Annotated in this window: 20 protein-coding genes and 1 other RNA gene; 12 read left to right on the plus strand and 9 right to left on the minus strand. The window is 67.1% G+C overall.

The features are described from left to right. Positions 1 to 149: 149 nt before the first annotated feature. Positions 150 to 503: a transfer-messenger RNA gene (ssrA, locus tag AC5P9P_RS04365) on the minus strand. A gap of 219 nt (positions 504 to 722) precedes the next feature. Here ssrA and AC5P9P_RS04370 point away from each other — a divergent pair. Continuing rightward, positions 723 to 1295, plus strand: a complete 573-nt coding sequence (locus tag AC5P9P_RS04370) for a hypothetical protein (RefSeq protein WP_005409230.1) — start codon at positions 723 to 725, stop codon at positions 1293 to 1295. A gap of 125 nt (positions 1296 to 1420) precedes the next feature. On the opposite strand, the gene smpB is transcribed toward AC5P9P_RS04370, so the two are convergent. Beyond that, on the minus strand, positions 1421 to 1924 hold the full coding sequence (gene smpB, locus AC5P9P_RS04375) for an SsrA-binding protein SmpB (RefSeq protein WP_005409231.1): 504 nt from the start codon (positions 1922 to 1924) through the stop codon (positions 1421 to 1423). A 57-nt stretch (positions 1925 to 1981) separates the two neighbouring features. On the opposite strand from smpB, the gene AC5P9P_RS04380 reads away from it, so the two are divergent. Both AC5P9P_RS04380 and AC5P9P_RS04385 read left to right on the plus strand, forming a co-directional pair. Next, positions 1982 to 2407: a type II toxin-antitoxin system RatA family toxin gene (locus tag AC5P9P_RS04380; protein ID WP_005409232.1), complete on the plus strand. Its 426-nt coding sequence runs from the start codon at positions 1982 to 1984 to the stop codon at positions 2405 to 2407. Positions 2408 to 2410: 3 nt separating this feature from the next. Then, the gene (locus AC5P9P_RS04385) at positions 2411 to 2668 is read left to right on the plus strand and encodes an RnfH family protein (RefSeq protein WP_005409233.1); all 258 of its coding nucleotides are present in this window, start codon (positions 2411 to 2413) and stop codon (positions 2666 to 2668) included. A gap of 34 nt (positions 2669 to 2702) precedes the next feature. Here AC5P9P_RS04385 and AC5P9P_RS04390 read toward each other — a convergent pair whose 3' ends face one another. Further along, entirely contained in the window at positions 2703 to 3095 is a 393-nt protein-coding gene (locus AC5P9P_RS04390; protein ID WP_005409234.1) for an outer membrane protein assembly factor BamE, read from the minus strand. A gap of 103 nt (positions 3096 to 3198) precedes the next feature. On the opposite strand from AC5P9P_RS04390, the gene fur reads away from it, so the two are divergent. Next, positions 3199 to 3606, plus strand: coding sequence for a ferric iron uptake transcriptional regulator (fur, locus tag AC5P9P_RS04395; protein ID WP_005409235.1), 408 nt, complete (start codon positions 3199 to 3201; stop codon positions 3604 to 3606). A 63-nt stretch (positions 3607 to 3669) separates the two neighbouring features. On the opposite strand, the gene AC5P9P_RS04400 is transcribed toward fur, so the two are convergent. After that, positions 3670 to 4986, minus strand: coding sequence for an SGNH/GDSL hydrolase family protein (locus tag AC5P9P_RS04400; protein ID WP_111172636.1), 1317 nt, complete (start codon positions 4984 to 4986; stop codon positions 3670 to 3672). A 97-nt stretch (positions 4987 to 5083) separates the two neighbouring features. On the opposite strand from AC5P9P_RS04400, the gene AC5P9P_RS04405 reads away from it, so the two are divergent. Then, positions 5084 to 6001 carry a LysR family transcriptional regulator gene (locus AC5P9P_RS04405; RefSeq protein ID WP_033834401.1) on the plus strand — a complete coding sequence of 306 codons (918 nt, stop codon included), beginning with the start codon at positions 5084 to 5086 and terminating at the stop codon, positions 5999 to 6001. Positions 6002 to 6111: 110 nt separating this feature from the next. Here the strand turns inward: AC5P9P_RS04405 and recN are convergent, their stop codons facing one another. Continuing rightward, positions 6112 to 7773 carry a DNA repair protein RecN gene (recN, locus tag AC5P9P_RS04410; protein ID WP_049404573.1) on the minus strand — a complete coding sequence of 554 codons (1662 nt, stop codon included), beginning with the start codon at positions 7771 to 7773 and terminating at the stop codon, positions 6112 to 6114. A 116-nt stretch (positions 7774 to 7889) separates the two neighbouring features. On the opposite strand from recN, the gene hrcA reads away from it, so the two are divergent. The 4 genes from hrcA (at position 7890) to dnaJ (ending at position 12917) form a co-directional block, all read left to right on the plus strand. Next, the gene (hrcA, locus tag AC5P9P_RS04415; RefSeq protein WP_005409239.1) at positions 7890 to 8954 is read left to right on the plus strand and encodes a heat-inducible transcriptional repressor HrcA; all 1065 of its coding nucleotides are present in this window, start codon (positions 7890 to 7892) and stop codon (positions 8952 to 8954) included. 63 nt (positions 8955 to 9017) lie between these two features. After that, positions 9018 to 9533: a nucleotide exchange factor GrpE gene (gene grpE / locus AC5P9P_RS04420; protein ID WP_005409240.1), complete on the plus strand. Its 516-nt coding sequence runs from the start codon at positions 9018 to 9020 to the stop codon at positions 9531 to 9533. Positions 9534 to 9715: 182 nt separating this feature from the next. After that, positions 9716 to 11638: a molecular chaperone DnaK gene (gene dnaK, locus AC5P9P_RS04425; protein ID WP_005409241.1), complete on the plus strand. Its 1923-nt coding sequence runs from the start codon at positions 9716 to 9718 to the stop codon at positions 11636 to 11638. 154 nt (positions 11639 to 11792) lie between these two features. Beyond that, positions 11793 to 12917: a molecular chaperone DnaJ gene (dnaJ, locus tag AC5P9P_RS04430; RefSeq protein WP_005409242.1), complete on the plus strand. Its 1125-nt coding sequence runs from the start codon at positions 11793 to 11795 to the stop codon at positions 12915 to 12917. Between the two features lie 60 nt (positions 12918 to 12977). Here the strand turns inward: dnaJ and AC5P9P_RS04435 are convergent, their stop codons facing one another. After that, on the minus strand, positions 12978 to 13775 hold the full coding sequence (locus tag AC5P9P_RS04435; protein WP_049453731.1) for an AraC family transcriptional regulator: 798 nt from the start codon (positions 13773 to 13775) through the stop codon (positions 12978 to 12980). Between the two features lie 72 nt (positions 13776 to 13847). On the opposite strand from AC5P9P_RS04435, the gene AC5P9P_RS04440 reads away from it, so the two are divergent. From AC5P9P_RS04440 to AC5P9P_RS04450, 3 genes are all read left to right on the plus strand, one after another. Then, a complete protein-coding gene (locus AC5P9P_RS04440; RefSeq protein ID WP_495232608.1) occupies positions 13848 to 15047 on the plus strand; it encodes an MFS transporter in 1200 nt (399 codons plus the stop codon). 587 nt (positions 15048 to 15634) lie between these two features. Beyond that, positions 15635 to 16543 carry a pyridoxal kinase gene (gene pdxY / locus AC5P9P_RS04445; protein WP_012479920.1) on the plus strand — a complete coding sequence of 303 codons (909 nt, stop codon included), beginning with the start codon at positions 15635 to 15637 and terminating at the stop codon, positions 16541 to 16543. Next, entirely contained in the window at positions 16540 to 17664 is a 1125-nt protein-coding gene (locus tag AC5P9P_RS04450; RefSeq protein WP_288469466.1) for a prephenate dehydrogenase, read from the plus strand. Before pdxY ends, AC5P9P_RS04450 begins: the two co-directional genes overlap by 4 nt. Before the next feature lie 231 nt (positions 17665 to 17895). Here AC5P9P_RS04450 and AC5P9P_RS04455 read toward each other — a convergent pair whose 3' ends face one another. The 3 genes from AC5P9P_RS04455 to AC5P9P_RS04465 form a co-directional block, all read right to left on the minus strand. Next, positions 17896 to 18090: a hypothetical protein gene (locus AC5P9P_RS04455; RefSeq protein WP_033834407.1), complete on the minus strand. Its 195-nt coding sequence runs from the start codon at positions 18088 to 18090 to the stop codon at positions 17896 to 17898. A 70-nt stretch (positions 18091 to 18160) separates the two neighbouring features. Continuing rightward, complete coding sequence (locus AC5P9P_RS04460; protein ID WP_495232609.1) at positions 18161 to 19933, minus strand: ABC transporter transmembrane domain-containing protein; 1773 nt, start codon at positions 19931 to 19933, stop codon at positions 18161 to 18163. Then, complete coding sequence (locus AC5P9P_RS04465; RefSeq protein ID WP_005409249.1) at positions 19926 to 20522, minus strand: IMPACT family protein; 597 nt, start codon at positions 20520 to 20522, stop codon at positions 19926 to 19928. The genes AC5P9P_RS04460 and AC5P9P_RS04465 overlap by 8 nt, the downstream gene beginning before the upstream one ends. Between the last annotated feature and the right edge of the window lie 32 nt (positions 20523 to 20554).

Consider the following 20554-nt stretch of genomic DNA (forward strand, 5'->3'; position numbering starts at 1 on the left):
TTGGCGGTAGGCGTGTTACCGCCATTCTTACCGCCACCGGCAGCCGCATTTCAAGGGACCAACCTGGACCGCACGGGACACAAAAAAGGCCGGGAGCCTTGTGTTGCAAGGGATTCCCGGCCTTTCATGGTCCTTCTCGGACCTTCATATGGTGGAGGTGGGCGGAATTGAACCGCCGTCCGAAGGCACTCCATCCCCAGCACTACATGCTTAGCTCACCGTTGGATCTCGTCCCCGAACAGCACGGCGTGCAAAGCGCATCCGGGAACCAGCCTGTTGTGTTCTAGTGCCGGACTGACAGGCAGCCACCCAGCGCGATTCCATGATAGTGACTCTACACCGCGAGCATGGACACAAGCGGTTTCGAGGCTTAGGCCTTAAGCGGCCAGAGCGTAGTTGTCGTCGTTGGCAACTAGAGTTTTGCAGCTGGATTTACGAGGAAAGCTACCCCCTCGGCATGCGCCAGGCGACTTCACAACCCCCGTCGAAACCAATGCACCCCCGGTTTCTACAGTGCTGCAAGGTACAGGGCCGATCCCGCGTTGCCACGGTCAGGGCCTGCCCAACGGTTGCAATGCTACGGCAAAACAGCTGAACAGTCACCTTTGCAATCCACAACACGTTGTAGAGCCACCGTCATAGCGGATTGGTAACGTCATTGGCACGAATTTGCGACACACTGGCGACGACCATCCGAGCCAGGACAGACACGGAGACTGTGGGTGACCGATGCAAGCCAACAACGCAGCCTGCGACAGCTGATCGGGCCGGTCGGTGCCGACTATCAGCGGCGCGCGTTGCCGCCCGGCTGGGTCTGGGCCGTGCTGGCGGTGCTGCTGGCGGCCACCTGGGTGACGGAGTTGCCGGCCACGGCCGCGGCGGCACTGGTCGCCAGCGCGGTGGTGGTGCACTGGTCGCAGCGCGGTCGCATCCATTGGCTCGGCTGGCGCCTACCGGGCCTGGCCGTACTGGCGGCCCTGCTGTGGGGGCCGGAAGTGCTGTCGCAGTGGTTCGAGCACGGGCTGGCCGTGGTCCTGATGTCGCTGGCCAGTCTCAGTATTGGCGTGCACGTGTGGCAGTCGCGGCAGTTGGCGCGCCAGCTGCAGGGCGCCGCCGATGCGCTGGATGATGCCCAGTTGCTGTCGTTGCTGCCCGATGATGCCGCGCAGCTGGCCCAGCAGTGGCGGGAAGGCGATGACCGCTACGCGCCGGAACTGGCGGTGGTGATGCACCTGGCGGTGATGCACGCGGCGCTGGCGCCGCGCATGCGCGGGCAGGGCATGCTGGCGGGGTGACCCGCCTTTTGTAGCGTCGAGCCATGCTCGACTGCTTTTCTTACCGAAGCCGAGCATGGCTCGGCTCTACAGAAGACCAAGACAGCCGAGCATGGCTCGGCTTTACAGGGTGATGCGCAGCGGCGTTACGCGTCGCGGTTGCCGCGACGCATCACGCGCTGCTTCTCGATCGCCCAGTCGCGGTCCTTGGCGGCATCGCGCTTGTCGTGGGTCTGCTTGCCCTTGGCCAGCGCGACTTCGAGCTTGATCTTGTTCTTGCTCCAGTACATCGCGGTGGGCACGATGGTGTAGCCATCGCGCTCGACCTTGCCGACCAGCTTGTCGATCTCGCTCCGGTGCAGCAGCAGCTTGCGCTCGCGCCGGTCGTTGGCCACCACGTGGGTGGAGGCCTGGATCAACGGGGTGATCTGGGCGCCGATCAGGAAGATCTCGCCGTGCTTCACGTAGGCGTAGGCATCGATGATGTTGCCGCGGCCAGCGCGGATCGACTTCACCTCCCAGCCCTGCAGTGCCAGGCCGGCCTCGAAGCGTTCTTCGATGTGGTACTCGTGGCGGGCACGCTTGTTCAACGCGATGGTCTTGTTGGCCGTCGCGCTCTTTGCTTTATCCTTGCCGCTGTTCTTGCTCATTTCCGTATTGTCTCCGATTCGGGCCCGCCCGGTCGATTGCCGAAACGTCCTGTATTCATGCCTACTATCCGCCGCAGCGCCCTGGTCGAACATTCGTCCGCGCGCATGTTCGACCTGGTCAACGATGTCCAGGCCTATCCGCGCCGCTTCCGCTGGTGCTCGGCTGCCCAGATCCTGGAGCAGGGCGAGGACCGGCTGGTGGCGCGCCTGGACCTGGGCCTGGGTTCGTTCAGCACCTGGTTCCAGACCGAAAACACCCTGCAGCGCCCGCACAGCATCGACATGCAGCTGCGCGATGGCCCGTTCAAGCAGTTGCACGGCCGCTGGGAATTCCATGCGCTGGCCGAGGACGCCTGCAAGGTCACCCTGACCCTGGAATTCGAGCCCAGCTCGCGCCTGCTGGGGCCGGCCCTGGCGATCGGCTTCCAGGGTCTGGCCGATCGGATGGTCAATGATTTCGTCCGCGTCGCCGACGAGGCCTGAGCGATGATCGAGGTCGAGGTGGTGCTGGCCTGGCCGCAGCAGGTGCTGTCGCGCCGGCTGCAGCTGGACGAGGGCGCGACCGTGGCCGATGCCATTGCCGCCGCCGCGCTGGAAGGCAGTGACCGATGCCCGGCCGTGGCCGTGCATGGCGTACTGGCGCGCCCGCAGCAGGTGTTGCTGGAGGGTGACCGCATTGAGCTGCTACGCCCGTTGCTGGCCGACCCCAAGGACAACCGCCGGCGACGCGCGCTCGGCGGTTGATGCCCGCAACCCGTCCGTGGGGACGGGCAGGGCCTCAGCGGCCCTTCTTCTTCTTGTCCTTCGGCAGGTTGCGGCCGAATTGGCGCACGGTCTGCTGGGCCAGGGCCTTGTCGTTGCCCGGGAAGTAATCGCCTTCCCAACGGGTCACGGTGTCATTCTCGAAGAACACCACGAAGTTCTTCACTTCAGTACGTCCCAGGCGGTTCACCCGCTGGCTGGAGGTGTAGTCCCAGCGCTGGGCGTGGAACGGATCGGGAATGGACGGGGTGCCCAGCAGCGCGGTGACCTGCTGCTTGCTCTGCCCGACCTGCAGCTTGGCCACGGCATCTTCCCGGATCAGGTTGCCCTGATAGATGGGTTGCTTGTAGATGATGCCGCACCCGGTGGTGGACAGGGCGACGGCGGCGACCAACAGGAGATTGCGCATCGGGACTGGCGGTTGGGGAAATCAAACCGATGATACACTCCCGGCGTGCCACCGCGACCCAATCCGAGGCAGCTGGCGCTAAATCGCCAATGAACGGAGACCTATGGAAACCCACGACCTGCGTAAAGTCGGCCTGAAGGTGACCCATCCGCGGATGCGGATCCTGGCGCTGCTCGAGCAGCGCAATGCCCAGCACCACATGACCGCCGAAGACATCTACCGCCAGCTGCTGGAGCATGGCGACGAGATCGGCCTGGCGACGGTGTACAGGGTGCTGACCCAGTTCGAGGCCGCCGGCCTCGTGCTCAAGCACAATTTCGAGGGCGGCCAGGCGGTCTACGAGCTTGACCGTGGCGGCCACCACGACCACATGGTCGACGTGGACAGCGGCAAGATCATCGAGTTCGAGAGCCATGAGATCGAGGAGCTGCAGCGCAAGATCGCAGCCGACCACGGCTACGAACTGGAAGAGCACTCGCTGGTGCTGTACGTGCGCAAGAAGCGCAAGTAAGCCGATCCGGCCAGCCAGATGCGACGAAACCCCGGGCCTGCCCGGGGTTTTTCGTTGCTGGGGTCAGGGCCTGTTCCCTTCAGGAAAGGGCTCTGAGCCCGGGCGCCCCGCGGAGTCGGATCCCTTTGCACGAGCAAAGGGCTCTGACCCCTTGCGACCCAGCAGGATCTTCAGATCCACCGCCTCGGCCATCGCCCGGTTCCCCGCATCACCCGGATGCAGGTGGTCGCCGGAGTCGTAGGCAGCGGCCATCCGTGATGGATCGGCCGGATCGCGCAGGGCCGCGTCCAGGTCGATCACCGCGTCGAACGGCCCGTCGGTGCGCAGCCAGGCATTGAGCTGGCGGCGCAGGGCGTCCTTGTCCGGGTGGTAGTAGTCGTCCAGCGGCGTGCCGGGCAGGGCGCCGGCGAACGGCATCAGGGTGGCGCCGAGGATGCGTAGACCCCGCCGATGGGCCTGTTCGGCCAGGGCGCGGTAGCCTGCCTGCAGCTCGGCAAGCGTGGGCCGCGCCTGCTTGCGGGCGAAGGCGGTGCCGGGCCAGCTGATGTCGTTGATGCCGATCAGCACGATCACGCTGGACACGCCAGGCTGATCCAGTGCATCGCGTTGGAAGCGGGCGAGCGCGGATTCCCCCATGCCGTCGCGCAAGAGGCGGCCACCGGAGATGCCGGCATTGACCACGGCGATGCCCCGCGGTGCCAAACGCGCGGCCAGATGGTCGGTCCAGCGCTGGTCCTGGTCGAGGCTGGCGGTGGCGCCGTCGGTGATCGAATCGCCGATCACCACCACGCTGCGTGCGCTGGTCGGCGCCTCGACCTCGATGCCGGCCAGGAACAGGCGGGCCGTGGTGCTGCTGGCCCCGCTCAGTGCCTGGGCCTGGCTCTGGTCGCCAGGCGCAATCCAACTGGTCTGCCTGCCCTCCCAATGGAACGTCTGTACCGGCATCGGCCCCGGCACGAAGACGCTGACCTGCAGCGCCTGCCGGTCAGCCGTGGCCAGTGGCAGCGGATCGCTCAGCCGTTCCTGCCCGGGGCCGATCAGTACCCCGGGCTGGCCTTCGAAACTGAGCGGCTGCGGGGTGTCCCCCGCCCGGGCGGCCACGCTCGCCGCCCCGATCCGCAGTGGTTGAGTGCCGTAGGCATTGCTCAGCCGCACTCGCAGCCGGGGCCCGCCCAGGCTGATACGTGCCGTCTGGCGGAAGGTCTGGTCCTGCAGAGCGGCTGGGACCAGGGTCGGAAACAGGAATTCCGCGCCCCAGACCGGTTGCGGGCTGGCCTGCCAGCTGGCGACCCAGTGTGGCGCAGGGGCGTCGCTGGCGGCGCTGGCGGCACTGGACAGGCCGATCAATGCGGTTGTGACGAACTGGCTGAAACGATTCATCGGGCAATCCCGGGTGGAGGGAAGGCCATGGTGATTCCGTGCTCATCTGTGAACTAGACTGCGCATGGACAATCATCTATGAACTGGATTCATTGCCATGGCGCGCTCCGACATCAACCGATCCGGCGAACTGGAAGTGTTCGTGCGGGTGATCGAGACCGGGGGCTTTTCCGCAGCCGCCCGAACGTTGGAGATGACCCCGTCGGCGGTCAGCAAGCTGGTGGCGAGGCTGGAACAACGGCTGGGGACGCGCCTGCTGCAGCGTTCCACCCGCCAGCTGCAGCTGACTCCCGAGGGCTGCGCGTTCTACGAGCGCGGCCTGCGCGTGCTGGCCGACCTGGACGAGGCCGAGCGCTGCGCCAGTGCTCACGCCGAGCCGCGTGGACGCCTGCGGGTCAATTCCAACGTGCCGTTCGGCCAGCATTTCCTGTTGCCGTTGCTGCCGGCGTTCCTGCAGCGCAATCCGCAGGTAGGCGTGGACCTGACCCTCAACGACGAGGTGATCGACCTGCTGGAGCAGCGCACCGACGTGGCGGTGCGGGCCGGTCCGCTGAAGAGCTCGAGCCTGGTGGCGCGGCGGCTGGGCGCGACGCGGATGATGATCGTGGCTGCGCCCGCCTACGCGCAGCGGCATGGACTGCCGCGCAACGCCGAGGAGATGCAGTCGCACAACCGGCTGGATATCGGCCATGCGCGCGCGATGCAAGGCTGGCCGTTGCTGCAGGACGGGCGCGAACGCATGCTGCTGCCCAGTGGCAACGCGCGCGCCAGCAACGGCGATGCGCTGCGCCAGCTGGTGCTGGGTGGGTTGGGCATGGCGCGGCTGGCAGCATTCCAGGTGCAGCAGGATATTGCCGCCGGGCGCCTGCTGCCGGTGCTGGAAGAGGCCAACCCCGGTGACCTGGAAGAGGTGCACGCGGTGTTCCTGGGGCAGGGCGGCTACCTGCCGCTGCGGGTGCGCGCGTTTCTTGATTTCCTGGTGGAGAACGTCGACCTGACGCAGCCACGGGGGTAGTGCCGGCCGCTGGCCGGCAACCTCACGATCTTCGCCCACCCGTGTTGGGTTGCTGGCCAGCGGCCGGCACTACCGCGCGGAAGCCGGGCCTATGCCCGGCTCGGGCGGCGTTACACCTGCAGCAGCTTGCGCGCGGCGGCGCGCGCTTCCTTGCTCACTTCCACGCCGCCGAGCATGCGCGCCAGCTCTTCCTCGCGCGCCTTGCTGTCCAGCTTTTCCACGGCGCTCTGGGTCATGCCTTCCACCGGGGCCTTGCTGACCCGGTAATGGGCATGGCCCTTGGAGGCAACCTGCGGCAGGTGGGTCACGCACAGCACCTGGCGCTTCTCGCCGAGCGCGCGCAGCTTCTGGCCGACGATGTCGGCTACCGCGCCGCCGATGCCGGAGTCGACTTCGTCGAACACCATGGTCGGTACGGCATCCAGGTCCAGCGCGGCCACTTCGATGGCCAGCGAGATGCGTGACAGTTCGCCGCCGGAGGCCACCTTGCGCAGGGCGCGCGGCGGCTGGCCGGCATTGGCTGCGACCAGGAATTCCACGCGCTCGGCACCCTGCGGGTCGGGCTTGCCGGCGTCCTGCGGTTCCAGCTCGATCAGGAACTGGCCGCCGCCCATGCCCAGCTCGGCGATGATGCCAGTGGTGGTGGCCGACAGCTCGGCAGCAGCGCTGCGACGGCTGGCGGTCAGCACTTCGGCCTGTGCGCGCCAGGCGGCGGCGGCCTTGTCGATCTCGCCGGCCAGGCGCTGCAGGCGTTCGTCGGCGCCGCGCAGCTGTTCCACTTCGGCGTGCATGCGCTCGCGCTGCGCACCCAGCTCGTCCATCGGCACGCGGTGCTTGCGGGCCAGGTCGTGCAGACGGCCGAGGCGGCGCTCGTTCTCCTCGAACTGTTCGGGGTCGGCGTCGAGGTCGTCATGCACCCGATCCAGCAGCGACAGGGCTTCGTGCAGCTGGATCGAAGCGTTCTCGATCAGGCCATCCACCTCGCCCAGGCGCGGGTCGTGCTCGATCAGGCGCGACAGCTCGTGGCGCACCTGCTGCAGCAGGTCCAGCGCGGAGCTGCCGTCGTCGCCGTTGAGCTGGTTGCTGGCGGCCTGGCAGGCGCTCAGCAGGGCGCTGGCATGGGCCTGGCGGCGGTGGCTGGCGCCGAGTGCGGCAATCGACTCCGGCTCCAGGTCTTCACGGTCCAGCTCGCGCAGCTGGTGCTCCAGGAAGCCGATCCGGTCACTGACGTCGCCCTGTTGCGACAGCGCCAGCGATTCATCGACCAATGCCTGCCAGGCCGCGGCGGCGCGTCGCACCTGGCGGCGTTCGTTCTCGTTGCGCGCATAGGCGTCGAGCAGGGCCAGCTGCGACGGGCGCGTCAGCAGGGCCTGCTGTTCGTGCTGTCCGTGGATCTCCACCAGCAGCGAGGCCAGGTCGCCCAGCTGCGCCAGGGTCACCGGGCGGCCGTTGATCCAGGCCCGCGAACCGCCATCGGCGCGGATGACCCGGCGCAGCTGGCACTGCTCCTCGTCGTCCAGCTCGTTGTCGGCCAGCCACTGGCGTGCAGCCTGCAGCTGCTCCAGCGCAAACTCGGCCGAAAGCTCGGCGCGCGCGGCGCCGTGGCGGACCACGCCGCTGTCGGCGCGCAGGCCGGACAGGAAGCCCAGCGCGTCGACCATCAGTGACTTGCCGGCGCCGGTCTCGCCTGAAACCACGGTCATGCCTGGCCCGAACTCCAGTTCGGTGGCGCGGACGACGGCGAAATCCTTGATCGAAAGATGTCTGAGCATGGGTAAGGGGGGTATCAGCAGCCGCGCAACGCTAGCACGCGGGCGAGGGAGGTCCAATGACTTGCCAAGGTGATGCGCCGCCATTATCTAGTGTCCGTGTCTCACAGGTTGATTCCATGCACGGTTCTCCCGACCAGCTTGCCCCGCGTGCGCGCCATCTGCTGCGCACGCTGATCGCGCGTTACATCCAGGACGGCGAGCCGGTCGGCTCGCAGACGCTGGCGCGCGTGGCCGGGCTGGAGGTCAGTCCGGCCACCATCCGCAACATCCTGGGTGACCTGGAAGACCTGGGGCTGCTGGCCTCGCCGCACACCTCCGCCGGGCGCGTCCCGACCGCACATGGCTACCGGGTCTTCGTCGACAGCCTGCTGCAGATGCAGCCGCCGGGCGAGGGCGAACTGGCCCGGCTGCGCCAGGAACTGGCTGGCGGCGGCAGCACCCAGGCCCTGCTCGGCAGTGCCTCGGAGCTGTTGTCGGCGATGAGCCACTTCGTCGGCGTGGTCAGCGCGCCGCGACGCGAGCAGTTCGCCTTCCGCCAGATCGACTTCGTGGCGCTGGACGGGCGCCGGGTGCTGGCGATCCTGGTGTTTGCCGACAACGAGGTGCAGAACCGCGTCATCGAGACCCGCCAGGAGTTCGCACCGGGCCAGCTGGAGCAGGTCGCGAACTACCTCAATGCCCATTTCGCCGGCCTGCCGATGGCCGAGATCCGCACCCGCCTGCTGCTGGAACTGCGCGATGCCCGTTCCGAGCTGGAACAGCTGCTGGCGCACAGCATCGAGCTGGCCGAGCAGGCCCTGCAGCCGGCGGCCGACGACATGCTGGTGGCCGGCCAGACCCGCTTGATGGGGGTGCAGGACCTGTCCGACCTGGAGCGCCTGCGCGAGCTGTTCGAGCTGTTCTCCAGCAAGCGCGAGATCCTGCAGCTGCTGGAGCGGACCATCCAGGCGCCCGGCGTGCGCATCTTCATCGGCGAGGAGACCGGGATGATGCCGCTGCAGGGCGTCTCGCTGGTCACCGCCCCTTACACGGCCAATGGCCAGGTGCTGGGCGTGCTGGGGGTGATCGGCCCCAAGCGGATGGCGTACGACCGCGTGATCCCGCTGGTCCAGGCTACCGCCGATGTACTGGGCGCGGCGTTTTCGCCAGCCGGCCGCCCGCCGGGAACATCCGACGCTTGAAACGCAGCATCCCGCCCACACTAGGGTGGGTGGAGGCGGAGATTGACCGCCAGGGACCCAGACATGAACCACGAACAGCCAGATATCGAATCCCAGCAGAGTGCCGCCGATGCGGCCGCCACCGCCGGCGTCAACGACGAAGTCGAGCGCCTGCGCGCCGAAATCGAACAGGTCAAGGCCGATGCCCTGCGTGAGCGCGCCGACCTGGAGAACCAGCGCAAGCGCGTTGCCCGTGACATCGAACAGGCCCGCAAGTTCGCCAACGAGAAGCTGCTGGGCGATCTGCTCCCCGTGTTCGACAGCCTGGATGCCGGCCTGAAGGCCGCCGGCGACGACCCGCACCCGCTGCGCGAAGGCCTGGAGCTGACCTACAAGCAGCTGCTGAAGGTGGCCGCCGACAACGGACTGGTCCTGCTGGACCCGATCGGCCAGCCGTTCAACCCGGAACACCACCAGGCCATCAGCCAGGTGCCGACGCCGGGCGCCGCCCCGGGTAGCGTGGTGACCGTGTTCCAGAAGGGCTACCTGCTCAACGAGCGCCTGCTGCGGCCGGCGCTGGTGGTGGTGGCCGCCGATTGATGGACCAGGCCGGGCTTTGCCCGGTCCCGGTTGTGCAAGGCCATGCCTGGCAAGGTTTTCCAGGCGCTGAACACAGCGTTCGGGAGACGGCTTGAATGTTCCACGAGCCTCCCCCACATCGTATTCATCCACCGGCCGAACGGCCGGACTGACACCAACAAGCATCCTCAGGAGTCTCCCCCATGGGCAAGATCATTGGTATCGACCTCGGCACCACCAACTCGTGCGTGGCGATCATGGACGGCGGCAAGGCCCGCGTCATCGAGAATTCGGAAGGCGATCGCACCACCCCGTCGATCGTCGCCTACACCAAGGACGGCGAAGTCCTGGTCGGTGCCTCGGCCAAGCGCCAGGCCGTGACCAACCCGAAGAACACCTTCTACGCGGTGAAGCGCCTGATCGGCCGCAAGTTCACCGACGCCGAAGTGCAGAAGGACATCGCGCACGTCCCGTACAGCATCCTGGCCCATGACAATGGCGACGCCTGGGTGGCCACCAGCGACGGCAAGAAGATGGCCCCGCAGGAAATCTCGGCCAAGGTGCTGGAAAAGATGAAGAAGACCGCCGAGGACTTCCTCGGTGAGAAGGTCACCGAAGCGGTCATCACCGTGCCGGCCTACTTCAACGACAGCCAGCGCCAGGCAACCAAGGACGCCGGCCGCATCGCCGGCCTGGACGTCAAGCGCATCATCAACGAGCCGACCGCGGCCGCGCTGGCCTATGGCCTGGACAAGGGCGACAACAAGGATCGCAAGATCGTGGTGTACGACCTGGGCGGCGGCACCTTCGACGTCTCGGTGATCGAGATCGCCAACGTCGACGGTGAAAAGCAGTTCGAAGTGCTGGCCACCAACGGCGACACCTTCCTGGGTGGCGAAGACTTCGACAACCGCGTCATCGAGTACCTGGTTGAAGAGTTCAACAAGGACCAGGGCATCGACCTGCGCAAGGATCCGCTGGCCCTGCAGCGCCTGAAGGATGCTGCCGAGCGCGCCAAGATCGAGCTGTCCAGCGCCCAGCAGACCGAAGTGAACCTGCCGTACGTCACCGCTGACGCGTCGGGTCCGAAGCACCTGAACATCAAGCTGACCCGCGCCAAGCTGGAAGCCCTGGTGGACGACCTGATCAAGAAGTCGATCGAGCCGTGCCGCGTCGCCCTGAACGATGCCGGCCTGCGTTCGAGCGACATCAGCGAAGTGATCCTGGTCGGCGGCCAGACCCGCATGCCGAAGGTGCAGCAGGCGGTGACCGAGTTCTTCGGCAAGGAACCGCGCAAGGACGTCAACCCGGACGAAGCCGTGGCACTGGGTGCTGCGATCCAGGGCGGCGTGCTGGGCGGCGACGTCAAGGACGTGCTGCTGCTGGACGTGACCCCGCTGTCGCTGGGCATCGAGACCATGGGCGGCGTGTTCACCAAGATCATCGAGAAGAACACCACCATCCCGACCAAGGCCTCGCAGGTGTTCTCCACCGCCGAGGACAACCAGTCGGCCGTGACCGTGCACGTGCTGCAGGGTGAGCGCGAACAGGCCCGCTTCAACAAGTCGCTGGCCAAGTTCGACCTGTCCGGCATCGAGCCGGCCCCGCGTGGCCTGCCGCAGGTGGAAGTGTCCTTCGACATCGACGCCAACGGCATCCTGCACGTGTCGGCCAAGGACAAGAAGACCAACAAGGAACAGAAGGTCGAGATCAAGGCCGGTTCGGGCCTGTCCGAGGAAGAGATCGCGCGCATGGTCGCCGACGCGGAAGCCAACCGCGAAGAAGACAAGAAGTTCCAGGAACTGGTGCAGGCCCGCAACCAGGCCGACGCCCTGATCCACGGTACCCGCAGCGCCATCACCGAGCACGGCAGCAAGGTCGGCGGCGATGTCATCGGCAAGGTCGAGGCGGCCCTGGCCGACCTGGAAACCGCGATGAAGGGTGACGACAAGGCACAGATCGAAGCCAAGTCGAAGGCACTGGAAGAAGCTGGCCAGTCGCTGTTCGCCGCTGCTTCGGCCGACCAGGGCGGTGCCCCGGGTGCCGACGCCGGCAATGCCGGCAAGGCGCAGGACGACGTGGTCGACGCCGAGTTCACCGAAGTCAAGGACGACAAGAAGTCCTGATCCGGACCGACACGGGACGCTGGCCACCAGCGTCCCGTTGTCGCATCAGGGTCCTGACCGCCCACCGGCGTGTCGGGGCGCCCGACGCAAGAGCGGACCTGGTTCCGCTCTTCCGCTTTGACGAATCCCGACTTTCCGGAACCAGATCCACGATATGAGCAAGCGCGATTATTACGAAGTGCTGGGCGTTGCCCGCACCGCCACCGACGACGAGCTGAAGAAGGCGTACCGTCGCTGCGCGATGAAGTTCCACCCGGACCGCAACCCGGGTGATGCGGCGGCCGAAGCCTCCTTCAAGGAGTGCAAGGAAGCCTACGAAGTGCTGTCCGACGGCAACAAGCGCCGCATGTACGACAGCCATGGCCACGCGGCGTTCGAGCACGGCATGGGCGGCGGCGGGCCGGGCGGCCCGGACATGAACGATATCTTCGGCGATATCTTCGGCAACATCTTTGGCGGCGGTGGCGGTGGTCCGCGCCAGGCGCGTCGCGGCGCCGACATCGGCTACGTGATGGAGCTGGACCTGGAAGAAGCCGTGCGCGGCGTCGAGCGCCGCATCGAGATTCCGACCCTGGCCGAGTGCGGCGACTGCGATGGCAGTGGCTCGGAAGACGGCAAGGTCGAAACCTGCAATGTGTGCCATGGCCGCGGCCAGGTGCGCATCCAGCGCGGCATCTTCGCCATGCAGCAGGCGTGCCACAACTGCGGCGGCCGTGGCCAGATCATCGCCAAGCCCTGCAAGACCTGCCACGGCAACGGCCGTGTCGAGGAAGACAAGGTGCTGTCGGTGAAGGTGCCGGCCGGCGTCGATACCGGCGACCGCATCCGCCTGCAGGGCGAGGGCGAAGCCGGTCCGGCCGGTACGCCACCGGGCGACCTGTACGTGGAAGTGCGCGTGCGCGAGCATGCGATCTTCCAGCGCGATGGCGACGACCTGCACTGCGAAGTGCCGATCCGCATCTCGCAGGCGGCACTGGGTGACACCGTGCGCGTGGCCACCCTCGGCGGCGAAGCGGAGATCCGCATTCCGGCCGAGACCCAGACCGGCAAGCTGTTCCGCCTGCGCGGCAAGGGCGTGCGTTCGGTGCGCAGCCGCAGCGAGGGCGACCTGTACTGCCGCGTGGTGGTGGAGACTCCGGTCAACCTCACCCCTGAGCAGCGCAAGCTGCTGGAACAGTTCGAAGCCACCTTCGTCGGCGAGGAGGCGCGCAAGCATTCGCCGAAGTCGGCCACCTTCATGGATGGCGTGAAGGGCTTCTGGGACCGGATGACGTCCTGAGTTTTTCAACCGAAGCGTTGAGCGGTAGCGCCGGGCCATGCCCGGCGTTTTCGTTTGCGATCAGCGGAAAAACGCCGCCGGCGTCTGCCCCAGCTGGCGCTTGAACATGCTGGTGAACGCGCTGGGGCTGTCGTAGCCCATCGCCAGCGCGACATCGATGACCTTGTCGCCGACCGCCAGCCGCTCCAATGCGGCCAGCAGTCGCGCCTGCTGTCGCCACTGGCCGAAGGTCATGCCCAGTTCGCTGGCGAAATGACGCTGGATGGTTTTCACGTCCACTTCCAGCGCCTGTGCCCAGTCCTGCAGCGTCGCGTCATCGCCGGGGTGCTTCTGGATGTGCTGGCAGATCCGCTGCAGGCGCGGGTCGGTTGGTGAGGGCAGGTGCAGCGGCAGCGCGTCCATGCGGTGCAGCTCGTCCAGCAGCAGGCGGACCACGCGGCCGTCGCGGCTGTCGTCCACATGCGCGGTCTCGATCAGGCTGGCGGCCAGCAGCAGCTCGCGCAGCAGCGGCGCCACCTGTACCGCGAACGCCTCGTCCGGCAGCTGCGGCGCGAAGTCCGGCTCCACGTACAGGCTGCGCATGTGTACTTCGGCGATGCAGTCCACCGCATGGGCCATGCCGGCCGGGACCCAGATCGCGCGGGTTGAAGGCACTACCCAGCGGCCGCCGTCTGCACGCACCACCATCAGTCCGGACATGGCGAACACCAGCTGGTGACGGCGGTGCCGGTGGGGCGCGATGTGGGTCCCGGGCTTGTAATGGCGGGCGCGGCAGGTCACTGGGCGGTGCACCGGAACCTCGTTCCACGGCGCACTCTCGCGGACCTGGCAGGGGATGTCCTTTTTGCGATAGGCCATGACCCGAACGCGGCAGAAGGGAGGGGAGGGCAACCGTAGCATGCGTGGCTCGCCCCCAACCTGACTGCGTCCATGTCCGCCTTGGCTTCTCCCGCAACGACCTCACGTCCGGTGGCTCCCGGTGTGCTGGCAGCTATTTCCACCTCGCATGTCGTCAACGACATGATGCAGTCGCTGATCCTGGCCATCTATCCAGTGATCAAGGGCGGCTTCAACCTGAGCTTCACCCAGATCGGCCTGATCACGCTGACCTACCAGCTGACCGCTTCGATCTTCCAGCCACTGGTTGGCGCCGCCACCGACCGTCGCCCGGCGCCGTACTCGCTGCCGATCGGCATGGCCTCGACCCTGTGCGGCATGCTGCTGCTCGGCTTCGCGCCGAACTATGCGGTGGTGCTGATGGCTGCGGCGATGGTCGGCATTGGTTCGGCCATTTTCCATCCGGAAGCATCGCGCATTGCGCGGCTGGCCTCGGGTGGCCGCCATGGCTTCGCGCAGTCGGTGTTCCAGGTGGGCGGCAATTTCGGTACCGCGCTCGGTCCACTGATTGCTGCAGCCGTGATCGTGCCGCATGGCCAGCATGCCGCGTCGTGGTTTGCCGGCGCCGCGCTGATCGGCATTGCACTGCTGACCTATGTCGGCCGCTGGTACGCGCTGCACCTGGGCACCCCGCGCCCGGCCAGCACCGCCTCGATGGCGCCGCGCCATCCCCCGCGCACCGTGGCCAAGGTGCTGGCGATCCTGCTGGTGCTGATCTTCAGCAAATACTTCTACATGGCCAGCATCGGCAGCTACTTCACCTTCTACCTGATCCACCATTTCGGCATTCCGGTGGCACAGGCGCAGCTGCATCTGTTCGCATTCCTGGTGGCGTCCGCCGCCGGCGGCTTCCTCGGTGGCCCGCTGGGCGATCGCATCGGCCGCAAGCCGATCATCTGGACCTCGATCCTGGGCGTTGCACCGTTCGCACTGATGCTGCCGCATGCCGATCTGTTCTGGACCACGGTGCTGGCGGTGCTGATCGGTTTCGTGTTGTCGTCGGCGTTCTCGGCCATCGTGGTCTATGCCCAGGAGATGATGCCGCACCGCATCGGCATGGTGTCCGGCCTGTTCTTCGGCTTTGCGTTCGGCATGGGTGGACTGGGTGCTTCCGTGCTCGGCCTGCTGGCGGACAAGACCAGCATCGAGTATGTCTACCAGTTGACTGCGTTCCTGCCGCTGCTCGGCATCGTGGCGGCGTGGCTGCCGCCGTCGCGCCCTGCTGTTCACTGAGGGGTTTTCGGTTTGCAGGGCTTGCAGCCCTGCACCCGCAGAGGCAACGTCAACAGCAGAAGCGGGCTATCCGTGGGTGGGCGGGGTGGGTCCGGCTGCAGGGGACGCCGTAAACCCATCCCTGGGGGCTTGGCCGCGGCATCCATGCGGCGGACACCCCTGCAACCGGACCCACCCCGCCTTCGACAGTTTTCCGTGATCTGACGGAACGGCTTACTGCTCTGGTAGGTGTCGACCTTGGTCGACACGGTAGATCCACGCCATGCGTGGATGACTCATTCGATATCTGACAGATGTGTCGACCAAGGTCGACACCTACCAACAGCGCGGAACAACAGCCGCAGTTACCAACAGCCGCGTGAACCTGTCGAAGGCGGGGCGGTGTCGGAGTGCGGGGTGTCAGCGGCATGGATGCCGCTGCCAAGCCTACAAGGACGTACTTGCGGCGTCCCCGCACTCCGACACCGCCCCGCCACCCCACGAAATGCCGCTTTGGCTTCGGCTTCGGCCGTTGCAGTTGCCGTTGCATTGAGCAGGTGCAGGGCTGCAAGCCCTGCCGAAAACCCCCTTGGGCGTAGAATGCGGCCATGAGCGAATCCCTTGATAACCACCTGGTCCACGGCCGCCGCCAGCGGCCCGACGGCCCGTCGCCGATCGATGTCATCTCGGTCCAGTCGCAACTTGTCTACGGCCACGCCGGCAACAGCGCCGCCGTGCCGCCGATGCGCGCTCTCGGCGTGCGCGTAGCCGAAATTCCGACCGTGTTGCTCAGCAACGCGCCGTTCTACGACACCACGCGCGGTCGCGTGCTGCCCGCCGACTGGTTCGCCGACCTGCTGCTGGGCACCCACGAGCGCGGCCTGCCGCAGCGGGCGAAGATGCTGGTGTCCGGCTACTTCGGCAGCACCTCCAACGGCGCCGCCTTCGCCGACTGGCTGGACGACATCCTGCCGGCCTGCCCGCAGCTGCGTTACTGCCTGGATCCGGTGATTGGTGATACCCATACCGGCCCCTACGTGGAACCGGGCCTGGAAGCGATCTTCGCCGAGCGCCTGCTGCCGCATGCCTGGCTGGTGACCCCGAACGCCTTTGAACTCAATCGCCTCACCGGCATGCCGGCGCTCGCCGAGGCCGATGCCATCGCCGCCGCACGCACGCTGCTGGATCGTGGCCCGCACTGGGTAATCGCGCACAGCGTGGGCGGCACCCCGGGTGAACTGGTGACCCTGGCTGTCGGCCGCGAGGAGACCTGGCGCTGGACCTCGCCCCTGCTGCCGGTGGACGTGGCTGGTACGGGTGATGTGCTGATGTCGCTGGTGGTGTCGTTCCTGCTGCGCGGCGAATCGATGCAGCAGGCGATCTCGCGTGCGATTGCCGGCACCCACGCGGCCCTGGAGGCGACCCTGGACAACGGCTTCGAAGAATTCGACGTGATCGCTGCAGCGCCTGCCGCGCTGGCCGAGGGGACGCGCTTCCGCGCCGAACGCGTGGCATGAGCGGCCTGCTCGAACGCACGCCGTGCACGGTCGGCATCGTCGGAAGTGCTGGCGCCTACGGGCGCTGGCTGACCCGCTTCTTCCAGCAGCACATGCAGCTGCGGGTAATCGGCCATGATCCGGCTGATCCGGGCTCGCATACGCCGGAACAGCTGCTCGCGCAGGCCGATGTGCTGGTGTTCTCGGCACCGATCCGGCATACGCCGGCGTTGATCGCCGAGTACGTGCGGCAGTCGGCCGGCCGCGAGCAGGACCGGCTGTGGCTGGACGTGACCTCGGTGAAGGAGGCACCGGTGCAGGTGATGCTGGCCTCGCAGGCCGAGGTGGTCGGGCTGCACCCGATGACCGCGCCACCGAAAGCGCCGACCCTGAAGGGTCGGGTGATGGTGGTCTGCGAAGCGCGGCTGCGGCACTGGCAGCCATGGGTCGATTCGCTGTGCACGGCGCTGCAGGCTGAGTGCGTGCGGGCCACGCCACAGCATCACGACCAGATGATGGCGCTGGTACAGGCGATGGTGCATGCCACCCACCTGGCCCAGGCCGGCGTGCTGCGCCAGTACCAGCCGCAGCTGGGCGACCTGGCCGCGATGATGCCATACCGGTCGGCATCGTTCGAACTGGATACGGCGATCATCTCGCGCATCCTGTCGCTGAACCCCGCGATCTACGAGGACATCCAGTTCGGCAACCCGTACGTGGCGCCGATGCTGGAGCGCTTGGTCGGCCAGCTGCAGGCCCTGCAGGCCCAGGTCGGACAGGGCGACGACACTGCACGCAGTGCATTCCGTGAGCAGCTGCTGTCGGCCAACCGCAGTGCCTTCGGCGAGCAGGCACTGGCCGCGGGCAACTACACCTTCGAACGCGTGGGCTATCTGCTGGCTGACCTGACCGAGCGCAATGCGTTGTCGGTGCACCTGCCGGAAGACCGGCCGGGCTCACTGCGTGAACTGCTGAACGTGTTCGAGCAGCACCGCATCAGCCTGGCCTCGATCCATTCCTCGCGCACGCCTGGCGGCGAAGTGCACTTCCGCATCGGGTTCGTGGCCGGCAGCGATCCGGGCGCGATCAGTCGCGCGGCCGCCGAAGTGGACGCCAGCGGCATCGGGCGGGTGCTGGGCTGAGCACATTCATCCACAGGCGGTGTGGATGGTTTCTGAGCAAAGGTGTGGATAACCTCGCTCAGCCCTTGGTAGTAAAGGCTGTCAAGATGGTTGGTCAAAAATTGATCACGCTTTTTTGTAGGGTCGAGCCATGCTCGACCGCCTTTGGCAAAAAGCGTGTCGACCAAGGTCGACACGCACCAGAGCGGAGCCGTACGAAATCCGGTGGCGCCGGGCCATGCCCGGCGAACCTCAGATCGTCAGCCTCAGCTCACCGCCACTGGTGGTGAACTCGCGGCCGTCGCGTACCAGCGGCCGTCCATCATCCAGTTCGTAGCGTGGCGTGGCTTCGGAATGGTGCCCGCTGCCATTCGCCTCGGGCTTGAACTCGATGATGATGTGGCTTTCGCCGTTGCTGTCGATGGCGGGGAACTGACGGAACGACATCGTGCACCTCCTTCAGCGGATGCTGCTGTTGCGCGGCCAGCTTGGCCGCGCCGATGTTAGGCGGACGTCATCAATCGATGAACTGCAGGCGTGCAAGTTCAGCGTACAGTCCGCCTTCGGCCAGCAGTTGCGCGTGCGTGCCCTCGGCGACGATGCGGCCCTGGTCCATCACCACGATGCGGTCGGCCTTGAGCACGGTGGCCAGACGGTGGGCAATGACCAGCGTGGTGCGGCCCGCCATCAGGCGTTCCAGCGCTTGCTGCACGCTGTGCTCGCTCTGCGCGTCCAACGCGCTGGTGGCCTCATCGAGCAGCAGGATCGGCGCATCCTTCAGCAGTGCGCGGGCAATCGCCACACGCTGCTGCTGGCCACCGGACAGGCGGGCGCCGCGCTCGCCCAGCTCACTGTCATAGCCCTGCGGCAACGCGCGCAGGAATCCGTCCGCCTCGGCGGCGCGTGCGGCATCTTCCACCTCGCTGTCGCTGGCCTGCAGGCGGCCATAGCGGATGTTGTCGCGCGCGCTGGCGGCAAACAGCGTCGGCTGCTGCGGAACCAGCGCCAGCTGTCCGCGCAGCTCGGCCGGGTCGACCTGGCGCACGTCGATGCCATCCACGCAGATGCGGCCACTGGCCGGATCGTGGAAGCGCAGCAGCATCGACAGCACCGTGCTCTTGCCTGCGCCGGACGGGCCAACCAGGGCCACGGTCTCGCCCGGGCGCACGTGCAGGTTGAAATGGTCCAGCGCCGCCTGGTCTGGCCGCTGCGGGTAATGGAACACCACGTCGTCGAACCGGATCTCGCCACGCAGCGGCTGCGGAAGCACGTGCGGCTGCGCCGGCGCGCGGATCTCGATGTCTTCCTGGAGCAGTTCGCCGATGCGGCCCATGCCGCCGGCCGCGCGCTGCAGTTCGTTCCAGACTTCGGCCAGGGCACCGACCGAACCACCACCGATCAGCGCGTACAGCACGAACTGGCCAAGGGTGCCTGCGCTGAGGCGGCCATCGATGACATCGTGCGCGCCCAGCCACAGCACGCCGACGATGGCGCCGAACACCAGCAGGATGGCGCTGGCGGTGACCAGCGACTGCGCACCGATGCGGCGGCGGGCGGCCTTGATGGCATCGCCCAGTGCATGGTCGAAGCGGCCGCGCTCGTAGGGTTCGCGTGCATGCGCCTGCACCGTCCTTACGGCGCCCAGGGTCTCGCTGGCCAGGCTGTTCGCATCGGCGATGCGGTCCTGGCTGCTGCGCGCGACGGTGCGCAGCTTGCGCGCACCGATGATGATCGGCAGTACCGCAAGCGGAATGCCCAGCAGCGACCACGCCGCCAGCCGCGGGCTGGTGACGAACAGCATCGCCAGGCTGCCGACCACCGTGACGCTGCTACGCAATGCCACCGACATGGTCGAGCCGACCACGCTGCGCAGCAGCTCACTGTCGGCGGTCAGGCGCGAGACCAGCTCACCGCTGCGGCTGCGGTCATGGAAGCCGGCACCGAGCTGGATGAGGTGTGCGTAGAGGCGGCTGCGCAGGTCAGCCACGACCTTTTCGCCCAGCAGCGACACGAAGTAGAAGCGCGCGGCGGTGGCCAGGGCCAGCACCACGGCAACCAGCATCAGCAGGGCGAAGGCACAGTTGATCTGGCCGCCGCTGCTGAAGCCGTGGTCGATCATCTGCTTGACCGCCGGCGGCAGGCTCAGCGTGGCCGCCGAAGACACCGCGAGGGCCATCAGCCAGGCGGTGAACAGGCCACTGTGGCGGCGCACGAACGGCCATAGCGTGCGCAGGCTGCCAAGGCGGCGCAGCGGCGGGGGCGAGGCGGGGGCGCCGTCCTTGTCAGTCATCCTGGTGGTCGTCTTCTATGCGGATACGGTCACGAGTGGCGTCGCGCAGGCGGATTTTCAATGCGTCGACCTGATCGGCCGGCAATTCGACCCGCAGGCACACCCCGTTCGCGTCGAACTGTTCATCGCGCTTTTCCGCGCCGAACCCCGGAAGGGCCGCATGCAGGGTGCCCAGGTCTTCGAAGCCGGCCTGCAGCTGCAGCCGTGCCATGGCGACCAGCGCCAGCCGCGGCGCGGTGCGCAGGCATTCTGCGGCGGCGCCACCGTACGCCCGGACCAGGCCGCCGGCGCCGAGCTTGATGCCACCGAACCAGCGCGTCACCACCACCATCACCCGGTCGAAGCCCTGCCCGTCGATCGCGGCCAGGATCGGCCGCCCGGCGGTGCCTGCCGGCTCGCCATCATCGCTGGAGCGGTAGTCCTGGCCATGCCGGTAGGCCCAGCAGTTGTGTGTGGCGTCGGCCACGGCAACCTGTTGCAGGAACGCCAGCGCTGCGGGGGCGCCGTCGATCGGCGCGGCATGGGCGATGAAGCGGCTGTGTTTGACTTCCAGCGTGTGGCTGACGGGCTGGGCGAGGGTATCGAGCATTCCCGCCATTCTACGGTGTTGCCGGGTACCCC

The sequence above is a fragment of the Stenotrophomonas sp. YJH_SMC_14-1 genome (genome assembly GCF_059372275.1).